Genomic DNA, 15,633 nt, shown 5'->3' on the forward strand with positions numbered 1-15,633 from the left:
ACGACGCGCGACCGGCGGGTCGCCGAGGGTCATCCAGCGATCCTGGTCGCGGAGCTCGTGACCCCGTAGACCTCGAGGAGCCGGGGGAGAGACCGCGACAGCGAGTACTCGCTCCGTTCGAGCGTCGCCGCCGCGTCCGCGCGCGAAACGCCGCCCCGCGCCGCCGAGAGCGCTGCCTCTGCCCATGACTCGGGAGAATCCGTCGGCGCCCGCCACGTGAACAGGCTCGGGATAACGACGAGCTCGCGGGTGATGATGTCGGAAAGCACGATTGGCAAGCCCGCCGCCTGTGCCTCCAGCCCGACGAGCGGAAGCCCCTCGCGAACGGACGGCAACACGAACACGTCGAACGAGGCCAGGACGCGTGGGACGTCGGCCCGGACGCCGGCGAAGACGACGCGTTCCCGGATCCCGAGGCGCGTCGCATCCGCCTCGACCGAAGCGCGCAATGGTCCATCTCCAACCAGGACGAGAAATGTCGATGGCTCGAGCTTCAATGCTGCCATCGCAATACGGACGAGGAATGCCTGGTTCTTGCAGCCATCGAACCGCCCGACGTGGCCGAGCACGAGCGCACGCGGCGGAACACCGAGATCGGCACGCGCCGACGCGGACTCCGCGATCGGCTTGCGAAACGCCGAGAAGTCGAGCCCGCAACGGACGACCTCGTAGCGCCCGACGTCAGGCCACCGCGGCCCGAAGAGCGATGTCGCGGCGGCGCTGCTCGCGGCGAGCCCGTGCGTCGCGTAGCGGCGCACCGCGGCCTTCATGAGCCGGAGGTAGATTCGTCGCCACGGGCTCGCGCGCGCGTCGAGGTGAGACGTGTCCGAGTGGGCGTGGGCGATCCGGACCGGGACCGACGCGCGGTGCGCAAGCGCGAGGGTGAACCCGCTGAAGTGGTGCACATGGCTGTGAACCACGTGGTAAGGCCCGCGCTCCCGCAGTACGGCGAGGAACTGCCGCGCGAAGCGCGTCGGACTCGACGGCGACTCGCACGGGATCACCGCGGACCCGAGCGCATCAATCTCGGCATCGAAATGGCCGGGGTCGCCGCGGGTGACCAGAAAGTCCATGCGAACGCACGCTGGGTCGAGGGTGCGAAGCACCTGCATGAGCCAGGTTTCGACCCCCCCCCGGTTCATCTGTCCCACGACGTGGAGCACCCGGACCGCGGTCATGGCTCGTAAGGTTGGACATGGGTGCCATCCGGGGCAGCGCCCGCTCGGGGAGCCCACATGCCCGCGTAGGGGGGGCCTGACCCCTGCAGCCGTGCAGCGCTTACGCTTGGTCGACGTATATTGGGAGCGGTCCAGTCGGTCGATCTATCAGTGATAGTGAATCCATGATCGCAGCGTTCTTCTACGATGAACGCTTCACGCGGGACGCCTCAGGCACCTACTACAGCACTGGGGCGGTGCCGTACGGGGCGCTCGCCCGCTACCTCGAGCACTTCGACCGGGTCGTCGTGGTCGGCCGCCTGGGGAAGTCGAGCGGGGCGACGCGAACCGTCGCGAGCGGCGAGGGCGTCGAGTGGGCGTGCATCGACACGTCGACGCTGTCGGCCGCGCGCTATGTCAGCGTCGTCTCGCGTCGCGCTCGCGAGGTGCTCGCCAGGGTAGATTGCGCGATCGTCCGGATGCCTGGAATCATCGGCCCGATCGCCTCCAGGGAAGCACTTCGTATCGGCATGCCATTCCTGGCCGAGGTGGCGGGGGACGCGTTCGACGCATTGTGGAATCACGGGTCGTGGAAGGGGAAGGTGGCTGCGGTCCCGATGGCACTCCTCAACCGGCACTACATCGGGCGCGCGCTCTTCGCGACCTACGTCACGAGCGCGGCGCTGCAACGGCGGTATCCGCCGGGCGGGAAGTGGGTCGCGGCGTCGAACGTCGTCATCGGCATGCCGAGCACGGACGTGCTGCATCGGCGGATTGCAAGGATCGACTCGCGTGTCCACGGTGCCACGGCAACGCTCGGGCTCGTCGGCTCCTACGCCGTGGATTACAAGGGACACGAGACCGCACTGCGCGCGCTCGCGCTCCTCTTGCGGTCGGGGCGGCCGGTGACTCTCCGGTGCATCGGCGTGGGGGACCCTTCGCGCTGGCGCGCGCGGGCCGAGGCGCTCGGGGTCGAGCGGAATGTCGCGTTCGACGGCGCGCTACCGCACGGCGCGCCGGTGCTCGAGTGGATGGACGGCCTCGACGTGTGTGTGGTTCCGAGCCTCACGGAGGGGCTCCCGCGCAGCCTCGTCGAGGCGATGAGCCGCGCCCTGCCCGCTGTCGGCTCCCGCGTGGGCGGTATCCCCGAGCTGCTCCACCCGCGCTGGCTCCATCGACCCGGAGACCACCGCGACCTCGCGCGACTCGTCGACGCACTCCTCGCAGATCGCGAGGAGATGAAGGAGCAGGCGCGCCGGAACTGGCGAGCTGCCTCGGACTACGCAGCGGATGTCGTCGATGCGCGTCGTGGCTCGCTCGTGCGAGAGTTCAAGGCGGCGATCGTCGACCAGGCCCGAGCAGCGCGATCGCGGCTTCCGAATGCGGCCAGGACCTCGTGACGGCGGATGCAGCGGATCGCCCGCGTCGGATGGTCACGGCTGACCGGAACGAGCCCTCACCGCGAGGGCCAGGATCACGGCGGCCGCGATGCTCTCGAGCATGAGTGTCGCTCCCCAGGCCCACGCGGCACCGATGAGCCCATACCTGGGCACCAGCCAGGCGGACGCTCCCGCGCACGCGACTGCGGTGACCGCGAAGAGAGGCAGCTGAATCTTGAACCGGCGCGCTGCGGTCAGTGCGCAGCCGAGGAACGAGTCGGCGTACGCGATGAGCCCAGCAACCATGAGCCATACCAGGACATCCGCGCGCCCGGCATAGACCGGGCCGAACAGCACCCGCAGCAGCGGCTTGCCGGCGAAGATCGCCAGAGCCACCCCGGCGCATCCGACGAACCCCGCAACCAGGAGGAGCTGAGCCATCAGGCGGCGGAACGCGCGCAACTTCACTGCGAAGTAATGATGGGCCAACCGTGGAGTGGCCGCTTGACCGAGGGCGGCGATGACCAGGTTTCCGGCGGCCACCAACGACGAAACGGCCGCGTACACGCCCAGCTCCGAGGCGCCGAGTTGGTTCTCGATGAAGTAGCGTGGAAGGTTCGTGCGGAGCGACACGAGCATCAACACGACAGCAATCGGAGCGGATGTCGCCGCGATGTGACGGAAGGTACGCCAGCGAGGACGTTGGAGGGGGTGTCGTGCGGTGGCCCGCATGAGGGAGGCGACGGCTCGCCAATCGTGCGCAACGAGCACGGCAAGCCATGAGGCGCCCATGGCGACGACGGCGAGCAGAAGCCCCCCGCCGGCCCACAGGACGGAACACACGGCCAGCACGCCCAAGGTCCCGCGCCACATCAGCGACGCCGCCATGGGTCGCATGCGCTCGTTCTGCTGCAGGAACCCGTAGTGGATGTCGCTGACCCCCTCGATGGCCTTCGTCATGCCGACGGCGAGCGCGACGAGGCGCATCTGGCGGTCATAGGGGGACAGCGATACGATGACGGCCACCGCGACGAGAGCCGCCAGCATGCCGGCGAGTCTCACGCCTAGATAATCGGAGAAGGCAAAGCGGCGTTCCGTGTCGGTCACCTGCACCGCGTTCAGGTTCAGGCCCGCGAACAGGAATATGGGAGCGGTCACCGCCGTGCCCAGGGCGAACCGCCCGACCGCATCCGGAGATGCGAGCTTCGCCATTGCGACGAGGGTTGCCCACTGGCATCCGGCGTAGACGACGTACCCGGCGAGCGTCCAGCTGAAGTTGACTCGTAGAGATAGTACACGACCGCCGGGCTCGCCGGGCTCGCGCGAAGGTGGCTGGGAGTGAGGCGGGCGCACCTGATCTGGTAGACCGGCGGTCGGAATCTGGACGCTCTTCGAGGGAAGACGATTTGGGGGTGCAATGACCTCGACGACGCCGGGGGGGGCGTGATCGCCGTGACCTCAGATCCGCGTCTCCCTGTGACGATGTGCGTGTGCTCTGATGCTCGAGTAGGCCGAGACGGCGCGAGCTCCGAGCCCAGCGAGGAGCGGCGGCGATCCCAGATCGAACTCTCCGAGAAGGTCGATACGCTCGCCTCCGAACCCGCGCTTGAAGAGATAGACGCCATAGAGCGGGTGCGCTTTGTCCGGATTCGAAGGGATCCCTTGGAAGTCGTACGTGCGGACGCCCGCCGCCTTCGCCTCCCGTATGGCCGTCCAATGCAGGAGCTCCGCCCCCGTGTGCTTGACGCCCCGGCGAGACCCGCCGAGGAGGTACCAGGCGCTCTCTCCATGCCGGAGCATCAAGGCGCCGCTCACTGGATCACCTTGGGAGTAGGAGACGTAGATGGAGGCGATCCCGGTCTCGACCATGGCCGCCATCAGGTGGACCGGCATGGCGCTGATTCCGGCCCGCGCGCACGTCTGCCGATACAGAGCGCAGAAGTCATCGAGGAGATTGCGGTCGGCGCCTGCCCTGACGTCGACCCCGGCCTCCTCGGCCTTGCGGATGGCGTACCGAGTCCGACTCTCCATCTGGGCAAGAAGCTGCGCCTCGTCCGGCTCCAGGTTGAGGCGGAGCGTCGAGGTATGCCCAGTGGGCACGGTGGATCGCCGTGCGCCGGCTGCGCGGAAGATCGGCTCCGCCCACGTCTCGTGTCGAACGAGATCCGGCACTGTCTTGACGAACGCTGCTAGGCGGCTGCGCGCCAGCGACCGCACGACGTTCAGGGTTGCGTCGAGGGCCTGCGGGCGTCCGCTCCCGCTGCGCAGGATGGGTCCCCGCGGCACGTTCATCACGGATACGCCGTACTTGCACCTCTCCAGGCAAAGAAGCGCCGCTTCCCACCGTTCCTCTCCCGCAATGCCGAAGAAGTGAGGACGCCAGCCGGACAGCTCCCTCACGCGTGCCCAGGCGGCGGTTTGAAAAACATGCGCGGGACCGACCTGCCGAGCCACTTCCTCGAACGCGGCAGCATCGAGCCGCTTCGGTTCCCATTTCACGCCAACACCTCCAGGGCTCCCCCGGGTCGCTCGTTGCCTCCAGGCTCACGGGTCCGCTGGATATGGTGTCGCGCGACGGGGGTCGAGGATTGGGTAAATGGGATACTGCGTCTCTCCTTCCATTCCCAGATGATCCCCCGGACCCGCGAGTACAGTGGATTGAGCCTCAGCCGGAGCCGGGGAAGCGTCGTGCCGTGATACACACCCACCCGCTTCAACGTGAACAGTGTCTCGGGGATCCCCGGGCGAGGGGGCGTCACCACGCCAGCGACGTAGCCAGCTCGCGCGACGCAGGCCACCACGCCATCGTTCAAGCTGCCGGCGGGGTAGCAGAACGTCCGTACGGACACCCCGAAACGGCGCTCGAGCGTTACCTTGGACTGTTCAACCTCGTGCCACACGCGCGGCGCGTCCAGGGTGGCCAGCAGGGGATGGGAACAGGTATGGGAACCGAGTGACATACCTGCATCCACGAGCGCCCCGACTTCTCGTTCGTCCATGGCGTAGTCGGCGGGTCCCACCCACGCGAACCTTCCGACGTCCCACGGGAACGGCCTGTTGGCCCCGATGTAGTCCGCAGCGAGAAAGAAGGTTGCCTGACAACCCAGGTCTTTCAAGACCGGCAGGGCATCGGTGTAGTTGTCCCGGTACCCGTCATCGAATGTCAGGGCGAAGCACCTCCCGGGAGAAGGCTCCTTGCATCGAATGCGCGCCGCAACCTCCTCCAGCGTCACGTTCCGATACCCCGTCTCCAGCAGATGCTCCAGATGCCGACGGAACAGGCGGGTGTTGACGCTCAGTGCATCCTGCCGGGACTCGTTGATGCGGTGGTAAGCAAGGATGAGGCACTCGTGCGGCTTGCGAACTTCCGGAATCACGGTGTTCCCTCTGACGCGTACGCTCCCGGTGTTCGGAGGTTCGCGTGATGTGGTCAGCGTGTCGACCGTGGACTCCTCCTTCGCTGCAGGACGAGCTAGCGCCGCGCCCAAATTCGGGTGGCGAGCCACGCGGCGAGCACGGTAGCGCTCGCGAACACCAGGACCCGGAACAGCTCCATCGCGTCGTTCCGGACGGTCCACAGGACGGTCCCGAAGCTCGCGGCGCCGATCGCGGCGCGGAACGGGTCGCGCGCGAGCCAGCGGTCCCATCGCTGTATGACGAAGCCGAGCAGGAGGAAGAAGATCACGACTCCGGCGACGCCGAAGTTCAGGTAGGGCTCGGCTACGCCGGAAAATCCGATCCCCCCGCCGTGCTCGTACGCCCATGAATCCGCATGCATCGTGGCCCACGTGCTCGGCGTGAGCGTTCGTTGTCCGCTGGGTGGGGTCCAGCGCCGCGAAATATTGGGGACGATGCGCTGCACCGACATGAAGTAGGACCGGCCCATCCACGGCTTCTCCGACCCCAACCTCACGCGCTCCGTGGTCACCACGAGGGGGTACAGCGATCCGCCCGTTTCCCGCAGTACGGCCAAAGGACGGAACTTGGCGAGGCCTACGGACAAGCCTTCAGCCGCGTCGCGGGTCACGCCGATCGCAGGGATGAGGACGATCGCTACGACCGTACCTGTGATCGCGAGGCGCCGGGCGATGCGGCGGTCCTTGCGCGCCCATACTGCGAGGAGCGCCGTCGCTTGGACGATTGCGGGACCGCGGAAGCCACCCAGGAAAAGTGGACCGAGGACGACCGCGAGCATGCCCCCCAGCGCTAGCATCTGCCGCTGGGTAGCGCCCACCGCTCCGACGAGAACCCCCATCGGGAACAGCATCAGCCCGAACCCGAAGAACCTGACATCCTCCATCATGGCGCGCTCGAAGTGCGCGCTGTACCCCAAGGAGAGGAGCCCAAGCTTGAGCACTCCAGCCCAAAGCATGGCGGCGCCGCACACCGCGACGAGTACGCCCATCCAGAACAGCGCGCGCTGAGGCGGCAGCGGAGCTGCGTCCTCCTCCAGGGGCACCCGCGTATACGCGCCGGCGCCCAGCGTAAATGCAATGCTCGCAATGGAGAACAGCCCGAGCGCGGCACCGAGCTGGGAGGAGTGGGCCCACTGGGGGGCGTCTTCGGTGGAGATGCCGAGGGCGTCCGGCACGATGAGCCCCAGGTGGAAGATGCCCAGCACCAAGAGGTAGAGCGACGCGAGCGAGAGCCAACCGCTCGGGCGCGAGCGCACGAGCATCGACAAGCACAGCGACCAGATGAGCGCCGCGCCGAGCGGCCCGCCCGCACTCGGCAGGACCAGAGTTGCGGCGAGGAGCACGGTCAGCGCAAGAACGCGCAAGGGCGCCGTCATCTAGCCCCTCCGGGCGGCCCCTGCAGCCTCCGAGTCGCAGTCGCCAACTCGTGCCAGCGCGTCCGAGGCGACCCCTCGACGGGGTGGCACAACGTCCAACGGGCGAGCGTGATCCGGAGGGACATGTGCCTCCCTGAGGGGGGTGCGCCGTCCGGGCGCGGAGTCGGCCCCCTGTGGCTTCAGCTCGCACGGACGCGATCGCAACGCTAGTCAGCGCCCGTGGGGCCCGGCACGAGCCCGGATGGGAACGCGCCGCAAGAGCGCGCGCGATGGGCAGACGGACGACCGGCCTACTCCGCGACGACGATCAGACCGTATCCTCCCAACGCTCGAACGACGAGGTCAGGAGCAAAGACGAACCCTGCTCGGCGGATGCGGTTCGAGATCGCCGTCCTCCACTGGCGAGCGGGGAGCTTCGCCTTGGGCGTATAGAACCAGTCGATGACGCGATATCCGCAATCAGCGAATGCGGCCAGCGCGGTGTCTTTCATGAAGTAGTGGAGGTGATGGTCGTTGCGCCGGCTCGTGGCCGGAACCCGCCGAAGGACGCCGTGAGCGGACATGTCGAGCGGCAGGTGAGCGATCTTCGTTCGCGCCTTCGGCCGAAGCTCCCGCAGGAAGCCGAAGTAGTCCTCGACGTGCTCGATTACGTCGATCATCAGGAGGACGTCGAACTCGCCTGAGTGACACGCGGCTTGCCCAAGGATGAACTGCAGGCGATCGTTGGCGCGCTGCTGGCATAGTGCGATTGCATCCGGCGATACATCGAAGCCGACGAAACGAGTCTCGGGAGGCATCTGGAGTTGCAGTCGCCTCAGGATCTCGCCGGCTCCGCAACCGACCTCCGCCACCGACCTCGGCGCGATCCGATTCCGCCGTAGTGCCTCGAGCACCTGGCTGGCTTTCCATTCCGAGTCCTCGACGTGCCATCCCGGATGACCCGCGAGGTACCGTCCGCTTGCGTATGCACCCTCCATGACGGTCAGTGATTAACGGGCCCCGCCCGTCGGCGCTCGTTCAGGACCCCTGGCTCGGGCGCGCAGGATCAGGTCGCCGTACTCCTCCGCCAACGCGTTCCACATCGCGTCCGGGCTGAACTCCGCGAGGGCGCGCCGCCGCGCCGCGCTGCCGTGCTCCGCGCGGAGCGCCGGGTCCTCGAGGTATCTGCGCAGCGCGCCCACGAGACCCTCTATGTCGCGCGCGGGGACGAGAGTGCCCGTGACCGCGTCCCGGACCGCGTCGACGCAGCCGGACACCATAGTTGCCACGATCGGCAGCGCCATGGCAGCAGCCTCGAGCGCGACCTGCCCGAACCCCTCCCTGTAGGTGGGCAGGACCACCACGTCCATCGCTGCGTAGAGGGGAGGGGTGTCGGCGACGGGGACCTGTCCGGCCCGATGCACGCGCGGATCGGAGTGTAGTGCGGTCATGATCTCCGTCGGCGGCGCATCCGTCGAGTCCAGCGCTCCGACGAGCAACAGGTGAAGACGCGGGTTCGCCCGCAGCTGCCGCCACGCGCCTGCAAGCTCGACGATCCCCTTGTCGCGCGCGAGTCGCCCCACGAACCCTACGACGAGCGCGTCCTGGGGGATCCCGTGCTTCGATCGCGCCGCGCTCCGCACCAATTCCATCTGCGGCTTGAACCGGCCGGTCGCGTCCACCCCGTTAACGCTCCCACGGAGGAGAACCTTGATCTTCTCGGGTGGGCACACCCCCTCCTCGATGGCGATCGCCCTGATCGAAGGGCTCACCGCGAGAACCCGGTCCGCGAGGGCGCACGCGGTCCGGTCGGCGAGAAGTAGCAGCCGCCGCTTCCACCCTGATGCAGTGACGAATCGAAGCCCATGAAGGTGGTAGACGCGCACCGGAGTCCTGGCGAGCGTCGCGGCGATCATGCCGAGCAGCCCGGCTTTGGGCGTATGGGCATCCACGATGACCGGACGGACCCCGCGGAGCACTCCCCACACGCGCCACAACGCCAAGAGGTCCCGGAGCGGCGTGATCTGCCGGGCCATCTCCACGGCGTGAACCTGCACCTGCTCCTCCTGAGCGAAGCGCGCGAGCTCGGGCGCGGGCGACGAGATCGCGTGGACCCCGATGCTCTTCCTGCGGAGGAACGCGGCTTGTCCGCGCAGGAACCCGAGAGTCACCGGGATGGTGGTGATGTGCACGAGCCGCTCGGTCTCCACGCCGATGGGCGAGCTCCCCGGCTCCGGGTCGTCTTCCGCGGATGCCACCGGTGGTCTCATACCGGGCAACAGCTTCGCATTCCGCTCTCCGCAGCCTCGTGCCCGGAGGGGCATGGACCCGCCGAGACCTCGACCACCGGCTTCGCGCGTCTCGCCTGGCTTCTGGTGTCACAGGAGCTGCCGCCTCCCGGAGTGCTCTCGTTGGCTCCTCCGAACGAGGGCCGTCGTCCGAACGAGCGTGCCGCCGGCGTGCTCGTCGCACCCTCTTGGCGGCCCAGACGCCTGACGCGGTCCGAGCATATGTTTGCGCCGCCGGAGCCTGCGAGAGGGCGGGCACCACGAGTTGCGTACGAATCACGCATCGAGGACACGATGGCTCGCAGCGAGGGCAGGGTTCCTGGGCGTCACCGACTACGACAGCCTGAAGCGCCGAGGCGGAACATGGAAAGACGGGACGCGAGGGCGCGCTGACGTTGCCGTGGTCCGAGCCAGCGCAGCAGCCGTGAGGTGATGCATGTCGCGTGTGTACCTCTCCGTGCCACACATGGGCGGCAACGAGGAGCGGTACGTTCGCGAGGCGTTCGCGTCGAACTGGCTCTCCACGGTCGGGCCCAACCTCGATGCGTTCGAACGCGCGTTCGCCGAGCGCCTCGGCCGTCCGGCGGTCGCGCTCGCCAGCGGGACGGCGGCGATGCACCTCGGCCTGAGGTTGCTCGGCGTCGGCCCCGGGGACGAGGTCCTGGTGTCCGATCTGACCTTCGTCGCGAGCGTGAACCCGATCCGCTACCTCGGCGCCGAGCCCGTGTTCGTCGACAGCGACGAGGACACTTGGATGATGAGCCCGGCGCTCCTCGCGGAGGCCCTCGAGGACCGCGCGGGCCGCGGCCGGCGGCCCCGCGCGGTGATCGTCGTCCACCTGTACGGGCAGAGCGCCGACATGGACCCCATCCTCGACGTCTGCCGACGACACGACGTGCCGGTGCTCGAGGACGCGGCCGAGGCGCTGGGGACGCTCTACAAGGGCAAGCCAGTGGGAGCGCTCGGCGAGGTCGGCGTCTTCTCGTTCAATGGCAACAAGATCATCACCACGACGGGCGGTGGAGTGCTCGTCGCGCAGCGGCAAGACTGGGTGGAGAAGGCGCGCTTCTGGTCCACGCAGGCGCGTGATCCGGGGCCCGCGTATCACCACACGGAGATGGGCTACAACTACCGGATGTCGAACGTGCTCGCGGGCATCGGCCGCGGGCAGCTCGAGGTGCTCGACGAGCGCGTGCGCCAGCGGCGGGCGGTCGCGTTCCGGTACCGCGACGCGTTCGCGGACCTCCCTGGGATCACGCTCATGCCGCAGGCGCCGTACGGCCTTCACACGAACTGGCTCTCCTGCTTCCTGGTCGATCCGGACCGCTTCGGCGCGACCCGCGACGACGTCCTGCGCGCGCTCGAGGCGCGCGACATCGAGGCGCGCCCGCTCTGGAAGCCGATGCACCTGCAGCCCCTGTACGCGGGGTGCGCCCGTCAGGGTGGTGAGGTCGCGGAGCGGCTGTACGAGCGCGGGATGTGCCTGCCGAGCTCGAGCAGCCTCTCTCCGGACGTGCAGGACGTCGTGATCGAGACAATCCGATCGGTGTCCCGGCGCGAGTCGCGATCCCGAGGAGCCCTGCAGCCGTGAACGTCCTGCTGACGAGCTCGGGCCGCCGCGTCGCCCTGGTACGCGCCTTCCGCCAGGCGCTCGATGACCTGCACCCGAGGTCGAAGGTGCTCACCGCCGACGTCTCTCCGCTGAGCGCGGCGCTGCGGGCCTCCGATGAAGGGGTGCTCCTGCCGCCCTGCGAGGACCCGGGGTACGCTCCCGCGCTGCTCGACCTCGTGCGCAGGCGCGACATTCGCGTCGTGATCCCGCTCATCGACACCGAGCTCCTGGTGCTCGCCCGCCGTCGCGAGGAGTTTCTCGCCGCGGGGTGTCACGTCATCGTGAGCGACCCGGCGGTGGTGGAGATGACGCGCGACAAGCGGCTCTCCGTCCAGCGCTTCCGCGAGCTCGGGTTCCGCGCACCGCGCGTGTTCGACGGCGAGGCGCTCGAGCACCCCGAGGAGCTCCCCTACCCCGTGTTCATGAAGCCCGCCGCGGGCTCGAGCAGCATCGACGCGATGCGCATCGATACACCGGAGGAGCTCCGGTTCTGGTCACGGCGCCTCAGGACGCCCGTCGTGCAGAGCCTCGAGCGCGGCCAGGAGTACACCATCGACGTGTTCGCCGACCTCGAGGGGCGCGCCCGCTGCGCCGTTCCGAGGCAGCGGTGGGAGGTGCGGGCCGGAGAGATCAGCAAGGGCCGAACGGCCAAGGACCGAAAGCTCATGGAGGCGGGGAAGCGCCTCGTGGAGGGCCTGGGAGGCTGCCGCGGCTGCGTGACGCTCCAGTGCTTCGACAGGGGCGGGCGCGAGGAGCCGGTCTTCTTCGAGGCGAACCTCAGGTTCGGCGGAGGGTTCCCGCTGTCTCACGCGGCGGGCGCGGACTACCCCCGCTGGATCCTCGAGATGTGCGCAGGCAAGCCGATCCGCGCGTTCGACGACTGGCGCGACGGCGTCGTCATGCTCCGGTACGACGACGCCGTGTACTTCGACTCGGGCAGCTGAGCCGCCATGCGAGTGTTCTGCTTCGACCTCGACGACACGCTCATCTCCGAGTGCGAGTACGTCGAGTCGGGGCTGCGCGCCGTCGGCCGCAGGCTCGACGAGCTGTCACGGGCGCGACGCGGCGCGAGCGGCGAGTGGCTCGTGGCCGAGTGGCGCCGCGCGCGGCCGCGGGATCTCTTCCAGCGGCGCCTGGCGGAGCTCGGGCTCGACCCGGGGTGGCTGCCGCGGCTCGTCCAGGAATACCGGACGCACGATCCGGTCATCGCGCTGCGTGAAGGTGCGCGCGACGTGCTGGCCGCGCTGTCGCGGCGTGGCGACCGGCTCGCGCTCGTTTCGGATGGTCACCTGGAGCCGCAGCGGAGGAAGTGGCGAGCGCTGCGGCTCGACGTGCCGTTCCACCCCGTGATCTTCACCGACGAGCGGGGGCGCGATCACTGGAAGCCGCACCCGTGGTCGTTCGAGAGCGTGATGAGGTCCGCTCCGGACGCGAAGGCCTTCGTCTACGTGGCGGACAACGAGCGCAAGGACTTCGTGGCGCCCAATCGGCTGGGCTGGCTGACCGTGCAGCTCCGGCACCCCGAGAACCTGCGCCCGTGCCTCGAGGTGGGAGGGGACGCTCGTCCGACGCTCGAGGTCGATCGCTTCGGCGCGCTGCTGGAGATCGCGTGAGCGCGGAGCGAGAGAGGACGCCGGGGACCGCTCGGGGAAAGGCGCTCGCCCTGAAGCGAGGCATGGACGTCGTCGGGGCCGCAGCCGGCCTGGTCCTGCTCTCGCCCGTCCTGGCGCTCACCGCGATCTCGGTGGCCGTGATCGACGGCCGGCCGGTCCTGTTCAGGCAGCGACGCCCGGGACTGCGCGGCGAGCCGTTCACGATCCTGAAGTTCCGGACCATGCGCGAGCCCCTTCCCGCCGAGGTCTGGTATCGAACCGACGCGCGCCGGGTCTCACGGCTCGGCCGGCTCCTGCGCGCGACGAGCCTCGACGAGCTGCCGGAGCTCTGGAACGTGCTGCGTGGCGAGATGAGCCTCGTGGGGCCTCGCCCGCTCCTCATGGAATACCTGGACGTCTACACGCCAGAGGAGCGCCGCCGCCACGACATGCCGCCCGGCATCACGGGGTGGGCGGCGGTGAACGGCCGCCACGCTCTCCCGTTTCACGATCGGGTGAAGCTCGACGTCTGGTACGTGGATCACTGGAGCCTCTGGCTGGACCTGAAGATCCTCGCGCTGACCGTGCAACACCTGATCAGCCGATCCAACGTCCTGACGACACAGGACGTCGACGTGCTCGGGGCTCCCCTGCCAGGGGGCCAGCGGGGGGGCGCGCAAACCGAGGAGGGCGGAGGCCGGGTCGGTGAGTGAGCACCGATACCTGCCGAGCGGCGATCCCGCCACGGTGAGCGAGACCCCCGAGATCTGCCGCCCTCGCCGGTGATGCCGAGGCTCGCGGCGCGCGCTCATCCAGCGCTGCAATCAATCGGCGTTCGAGGCGGGGCTCTCGCTCTTCGCGGGTTGCTCGCTCGCTCGTCGCCATACTCCCAGGCCGACGTGGTGATAGCCGGTGTCGCCCAGGACCCTCACCACGACCGAGGGAGGCTGGTAGGTGAAGACCACGTACACGTACTTGAGTGACTCGATCGCTTTCAACAGCAGCGCGAGCTCCCCCGGCATCGTCCACCAGTACCAAGTCGCCGTTCCCTTCCAGTACTCGTCCTGGGCGTAGTAGAGGGTGGCCGGGCTATCCGCCAGGATGGGAGCATGAGACGTGTTCAGGGAACGGACCATCCGCGCCGACGCGAAGGGTTCCTGCTGCGTGATCAGGTTGGCCGGCAGCTGGAGCCCCCAGCTCGACGAGAAATCCCTGTACCAGGAACCATAGTACTGGACGTAATCCGCGAGGCTCGCACCCAGGGCCACCGTGATCGACAGGGAGGCGGCCACGACCGTCTTCCGATGGGAAGGCCTCAGCAGCTCCTGGAGGAGATGAGCGGCTCGCCGGATCACGAGCGCCATCAGGACCGCTAGTCCGTAGAGAGCCGGGTACGAGTAGGAATCGTTCTGGTACCAGGACACCGGGTAGATCAGCAGCGCAAGCCACGGAAGGACGAGCAGCAGCGCTTCGACGTTCTGCTTGATGAAAGCCAGGCTCCGCCGGCCCGTCGAAGCGAGGACCACCGCGAGCACGAACGGGTACCACAGGAACTGGCCCACCTGCTGGCCCGTCCTGACCCAGGTCGCGTAGATGGCCCGCATCCAGGACCTCAGCGCCCACTCGTTGGCGCGAACCAGATAGGTGGCCAGCGAGTTGCCGGCTTCGCCGGAGCCGGAGGACGCCAGCCAGCCTCTGGCCAGCCATGCGACGGCCGGAAGGCTCGCAGCCAGGAAATAGGCTCCAGGCAGCAGCCACGTGGACGGCTCTCGAGAGGCGCCGCCTCGTCCGATGGACCTCAACCAGATCCACCCGAGGAGCGGCACGAACAGGACGCCCGTGTACTTGATGAAGACGGCGATCCCGAGACACAGGGACGAAGCTGCGACCCACATCCAGCCGCCACCGGGTGTGCGTCTGGCCCGCAACAGCGTCCAGACCGAAGCCAGTCCGAACGCGACCATCGGGCTGTCCAGGGCCACCTGACGTGACATGAAGACCACGCCCGGCATGATGGCGGCCAGAAAGCTCGCGATCAGCGCGATCTCCGCGTCGTACAGCTCGCGAGCGATGAAGTAGATCGCCAGGAGCGAGAACAGTCCCAGGATCAGGATGGGCAGCCTCGCGGCAGCTTCGCTGTTTCCAAGGAGATGAGAGGAGAAATGGATCAGCCAGGGCACGAATGGAGAAGGCCCGTATCGCTGACCGAGGTCGGATCCTCCGCGCCAATCGTAATTGTACGAATGGAAGAGACCGAAATGATCGAAGTTGCGAGCGATGGTGGCGTAGTAGGCCTCATTCCACATGTGGTAGCCGTAGAAGGGCCGGTCGATGTCCACGAGCCGGAGGCACAATCCCAGGCCGAGCACGGCCATCAAGGCAAATGCGTTCAGCCTTGCGTCCTCACCGGTCGAGGCCGCGATCGTCTTTCGTCGAATGGCAGTCACTCTAAGGCTGTCCGGTTCCATCGCGGTCTCCATGCTTCCCGTTTCAATCACGGACGACTTGTCGTCGGCACCCATCCGCGGACGTCGGCCCTCATCCCTGTGCTGGAAACGGCCCCTTTCCGGGACCGGCACCATGGTGGGAGGCTAGCTCTCGACGCAACGGTCGTCTCCGTGGCTCGCCGGGTGAGGAAGTGATCGGTCGCCGCCCTCCACGCGCGATTGCGGGCTCGGAACTCGTAGTAACGAGGTAACACGACCGCCAGAGCGACCAGGATCGCGACTGGCGCTGTTCGGAGCCCCCCTCGCGCGAGGCGCGCCCCCGTCGCTCGGGATCAGGTCGTTTCCGGAGGGTCGCGGAAGTTCGCGGGTACCGGTTTCAGCCGTGGC

13 protein-coding genes are annotated in these 15,633 nt (G+C 68.2%); 5 read left to right on the forward strand and 8 right to left on the reverse strand.

What is annotated here, in order from left to right:
- Window positions 1-29: 29 nt before the first annotated feature.
- Complete coding sequence (locus MNY62_RS09415) at window positions 30-1,178, reverse strand: glycosyltransferase (protein WP_242343898.1); 1,149 nt, start codon at window positions 1,176-1,178, stop codon at window positions 30-32.
- A gap of 164 nt (window positions 1,179-1,342) precedes the next feature.
- Between MNY62_RS09415 and MNY62_RS09420 the strand changes: the two genes are divergently transcribed.
- Complete coding sequence (locus MNY62_RS09420) at window positions 1,343-2,557, forward strand: glycosyltransferase family 4 protein (RefSeq protein ID WP_242343899.1); 1,215 nt, start codon at window positions 1,343-1,345, stop codon at window positions 2,555-2,557.
- Between the two features lie 33 nt (window positions 2,558-2,590).
- Here the strand turns inward: MNY62_RS09420 and MNY62_RS09425 are convergent, their stop codons facing one another.
- The 6 genes from MNY62_RS09425 to MNY62_RS09450 all read right to left on the reverse strand — a co-directional run bounded on the left by MNY62_RS09425 (window position 2,591) and on the right by MNY62_RS09450 (window position 9,631).
- Window positions 2,591-3,889, reverse strand: coding sequence for a lipopolysaccharide biosynthesis protein (locus tag MNY62_RS09425; RefSeq protein WP_242343900.1), 1,299 nt, complete (start codon window positions 3,887-3,889; stop codon window positions 2,591-2,593).
- Window positions 3,890-3,994: 105 nt separating this feature from the next.
- Complete coding sequence (locus MNY62_RS09430) at window positions 3,995-5,035, reverse strand: lipid II:glycine glycyltransferase FemX (RefSeq protein ID WP_242343901.1); 1,041 nt, start codon at window positions 5,033-5,035, stop codon at window positions 3,995-3,997.
- Window positions 5,032-5,913, reverse strand: coding sequence for a polysaccharide deacetylase family protein (locus tag MNY62_RS09435; RefSeq protein ID WP_242343902.1), 882 nt, complete (start codon window positions 5,911-5,913; stop codon window positions 5,032-5,034). The genes MNY62_RS09430 and MNY62_RS09435 overlap by 4 nt, the downstream gene beginning before the upstream one ends.
- A 95-nt stretch (window positions 5,914-6,008) precedes the next feature.
- Window positions 6,009-7,328: an O-antigen polysaccharide polymerase Wzy gene (gene wzy, locus MNY62_RS09440; protein WP_242343903.1), complete on the reverse strand. Its 1,320-nt coding sequence runs from the start codon at window positions 7,326-7,328 to the stop codon at window positions 6,009-6,011.
- A 290-nt stretch (window positions 7,329-7,618) separates the two neighbouring features.
- Window positions 7,619-8,305 carry a class I SAM-dependent methyltransferase gene (locus MNY62_RS09445; protein ID WP_242343904.1) on the reverse strand — a complete coding sequence of 229 codons (687 nt, stop codon included), beginning with the start codon at window positions 8,303-8,305 and terminating at the stop codon, window positions 7,619-7,621.
- 12 nt (window positions 8,306-8,317) lie between these two features.
- Window positions 8,318-9,631: a glycosyltransferase family 4 protein gene (locus tag MNY62_RS09450; RefSeq protein ID WP_242343905.1), complete on the reverse strand. Its 1,314-nt coding sequence runs from the start codon at window positions 9,629-9,631 to the stop codon at window positions 8,318-8,320.
- A 400-nt stretch (window positions 9,632-10,031) separates the two neighbouring features.
- On the opposite strand from MNY62_RS09450, the gene MNY62_RS09455 reads away from it, so the two are divergent.
- From MNY62_RS09455 to MNY62_RS09470, 4 genes are all read left to right on the forward strand, one after another.
- Window positions 10,032-11,186, forward strand: a complete 1,155-nt coding sequence (locus tag MNY62_RS09455; protein WP_242343906.1) for an aminotransferase class I/II-fold pyridoxal phosphate-dependent enzyme — start codon at window positions 10,032-10,034, stop codon at window positions 11,184-11,186.
- Complete coding sequence (locus MNY62_RS09460; RefSeq protein ID WP_242343907.1) at window positions 11,183-12,151, forward strand: ATP-grasp domain-containing protein; 969 nt, start codon at window positions 11,183-11,185, stop codon at window positions 12,149-12,151. The genes MNY62_RS09455 and MNY62_RS09460 overlap by 4 nt, the downstream gene beginning before the upstream one ends.
- Window positions 12,152-12,157: 6 nt before the next feature.
- Entirely contained in the window at window positions 12,158-12,820 is a 663-nt protein-coding gene (locus tag MNY62_RS09465; protein ID WP_242343908.1) for an HAD family hydrolase, read from the forward strand.
- A 62-nt stretch (window positions 12,821-12,882) separates the two neighbouring features.
- Entirely contained in the window at window positions 12,883-13,512 is a 630-nt protein-coding gene (locus MNY62_RS09470) for a sugar transferase (RefSeq protein WP_242343909.1), read from the forward strand.
- A 111-nt stretch (window positions 13,513-13,623) separates the two neighbouring features.
- Here the strand turns inward: MNY62_RS09470 and MNY62_RS09475 are convergent, their stop codons facing one another.
- Window positions 13,624-15,381 carry an ArnT family glycosyltransferase gene (locus tag MNY62_RS09475; protein WP_242343910.1) on the reverse strand — a complete coding sequence of 586 codons (1,758 nt, stop codon included), beginning with the start codon at window positions 15,379-15,381 and terminating at the stop codon, window positions 13,624-13,626.
- Between the last annotated feature and the right edge of the window lie 252 nt (window positions 15,382-15,633).

Origin of the sequence: Anaeromyxobacter terrae (assembly GCF_022690685.1) — a bacterium.
Classification (GTDB): domain Bacteria; phylum Myxococcota; class Myxococcia; order Myxococcales; family Anaeromyxobacteraceae; genus Anaeromyxobacter; species Anaeromyxobacter terrae.

Excerpts from the sequence above, each read along its gene's own strand:
- MNY62_RS09415 (WP_242343898.1), bottom strand. The coding sequence starts at position 1,178 with ATGACCGCGGTCCGGGTGCTCCACGTCGTGGGACAGATGAACCGGGGG.
- MNY62_RS09420 (WP_242343899.1), top strand. The coding sequence starts at position 1,343 with ATGATCGCAGCGTTCTTCTACGATGAACGCTTCACGCGGGACGCCTCA.
- wzy (WP_242343903.1), bottom strand. The coding sequence starts at position 7,328 with ATGACGGCGCCCTTGCGCGTTCTTGCGCTGACCGTGCTCCTCGCCGCA.
- MNY62_RS09445 (WP_242343904.1), bottom strand. The coding sequence starts at position 8,305 with ATGGAGGGTGCATACGCAAGCGGACGGTACCTCGCGGGTCATCCGGGA.
- MNY62_RS09450 (WP_242343905.1), bottom strand. The coding sequence starts at position 9,631 with ATGCCCCTCCGGGCACGAGGCTGCGGAGAGCGGAATGCGAAGCTGTTG.
- MNY62_RS09455 (WP_242343906.1), top strand. The coding sequence starts at position 10,032 with ATGTCGCGTGTGTACCTCTCCGTGCCACACATGGGCGGCAACGAGGAG.
- MNY62_RS09465 (WP_242343908.1), top strand. The coding sequence starts at position 12,158 with ATGCGAGTGTTCTGCTTCGACCTCGACGACACGCTCATCTCCGAGTGC.
- MNY62_RS09470 (WP_242343909.1), top strand. The coding sequence starts at position 12,883 with ATGGACGTCGTCGGGGCCGCAGCCGGCCTGGTCCTGCTCTCGCCCGTC.
- MNY62_RS09475 (WP_242343910.1), bottom strand. The coding sequence starts at position 15,381 with ATGGTGCCGGTCCCGGAAAGGGGCCGTTTCCAGCACAGGGATGAGGGC.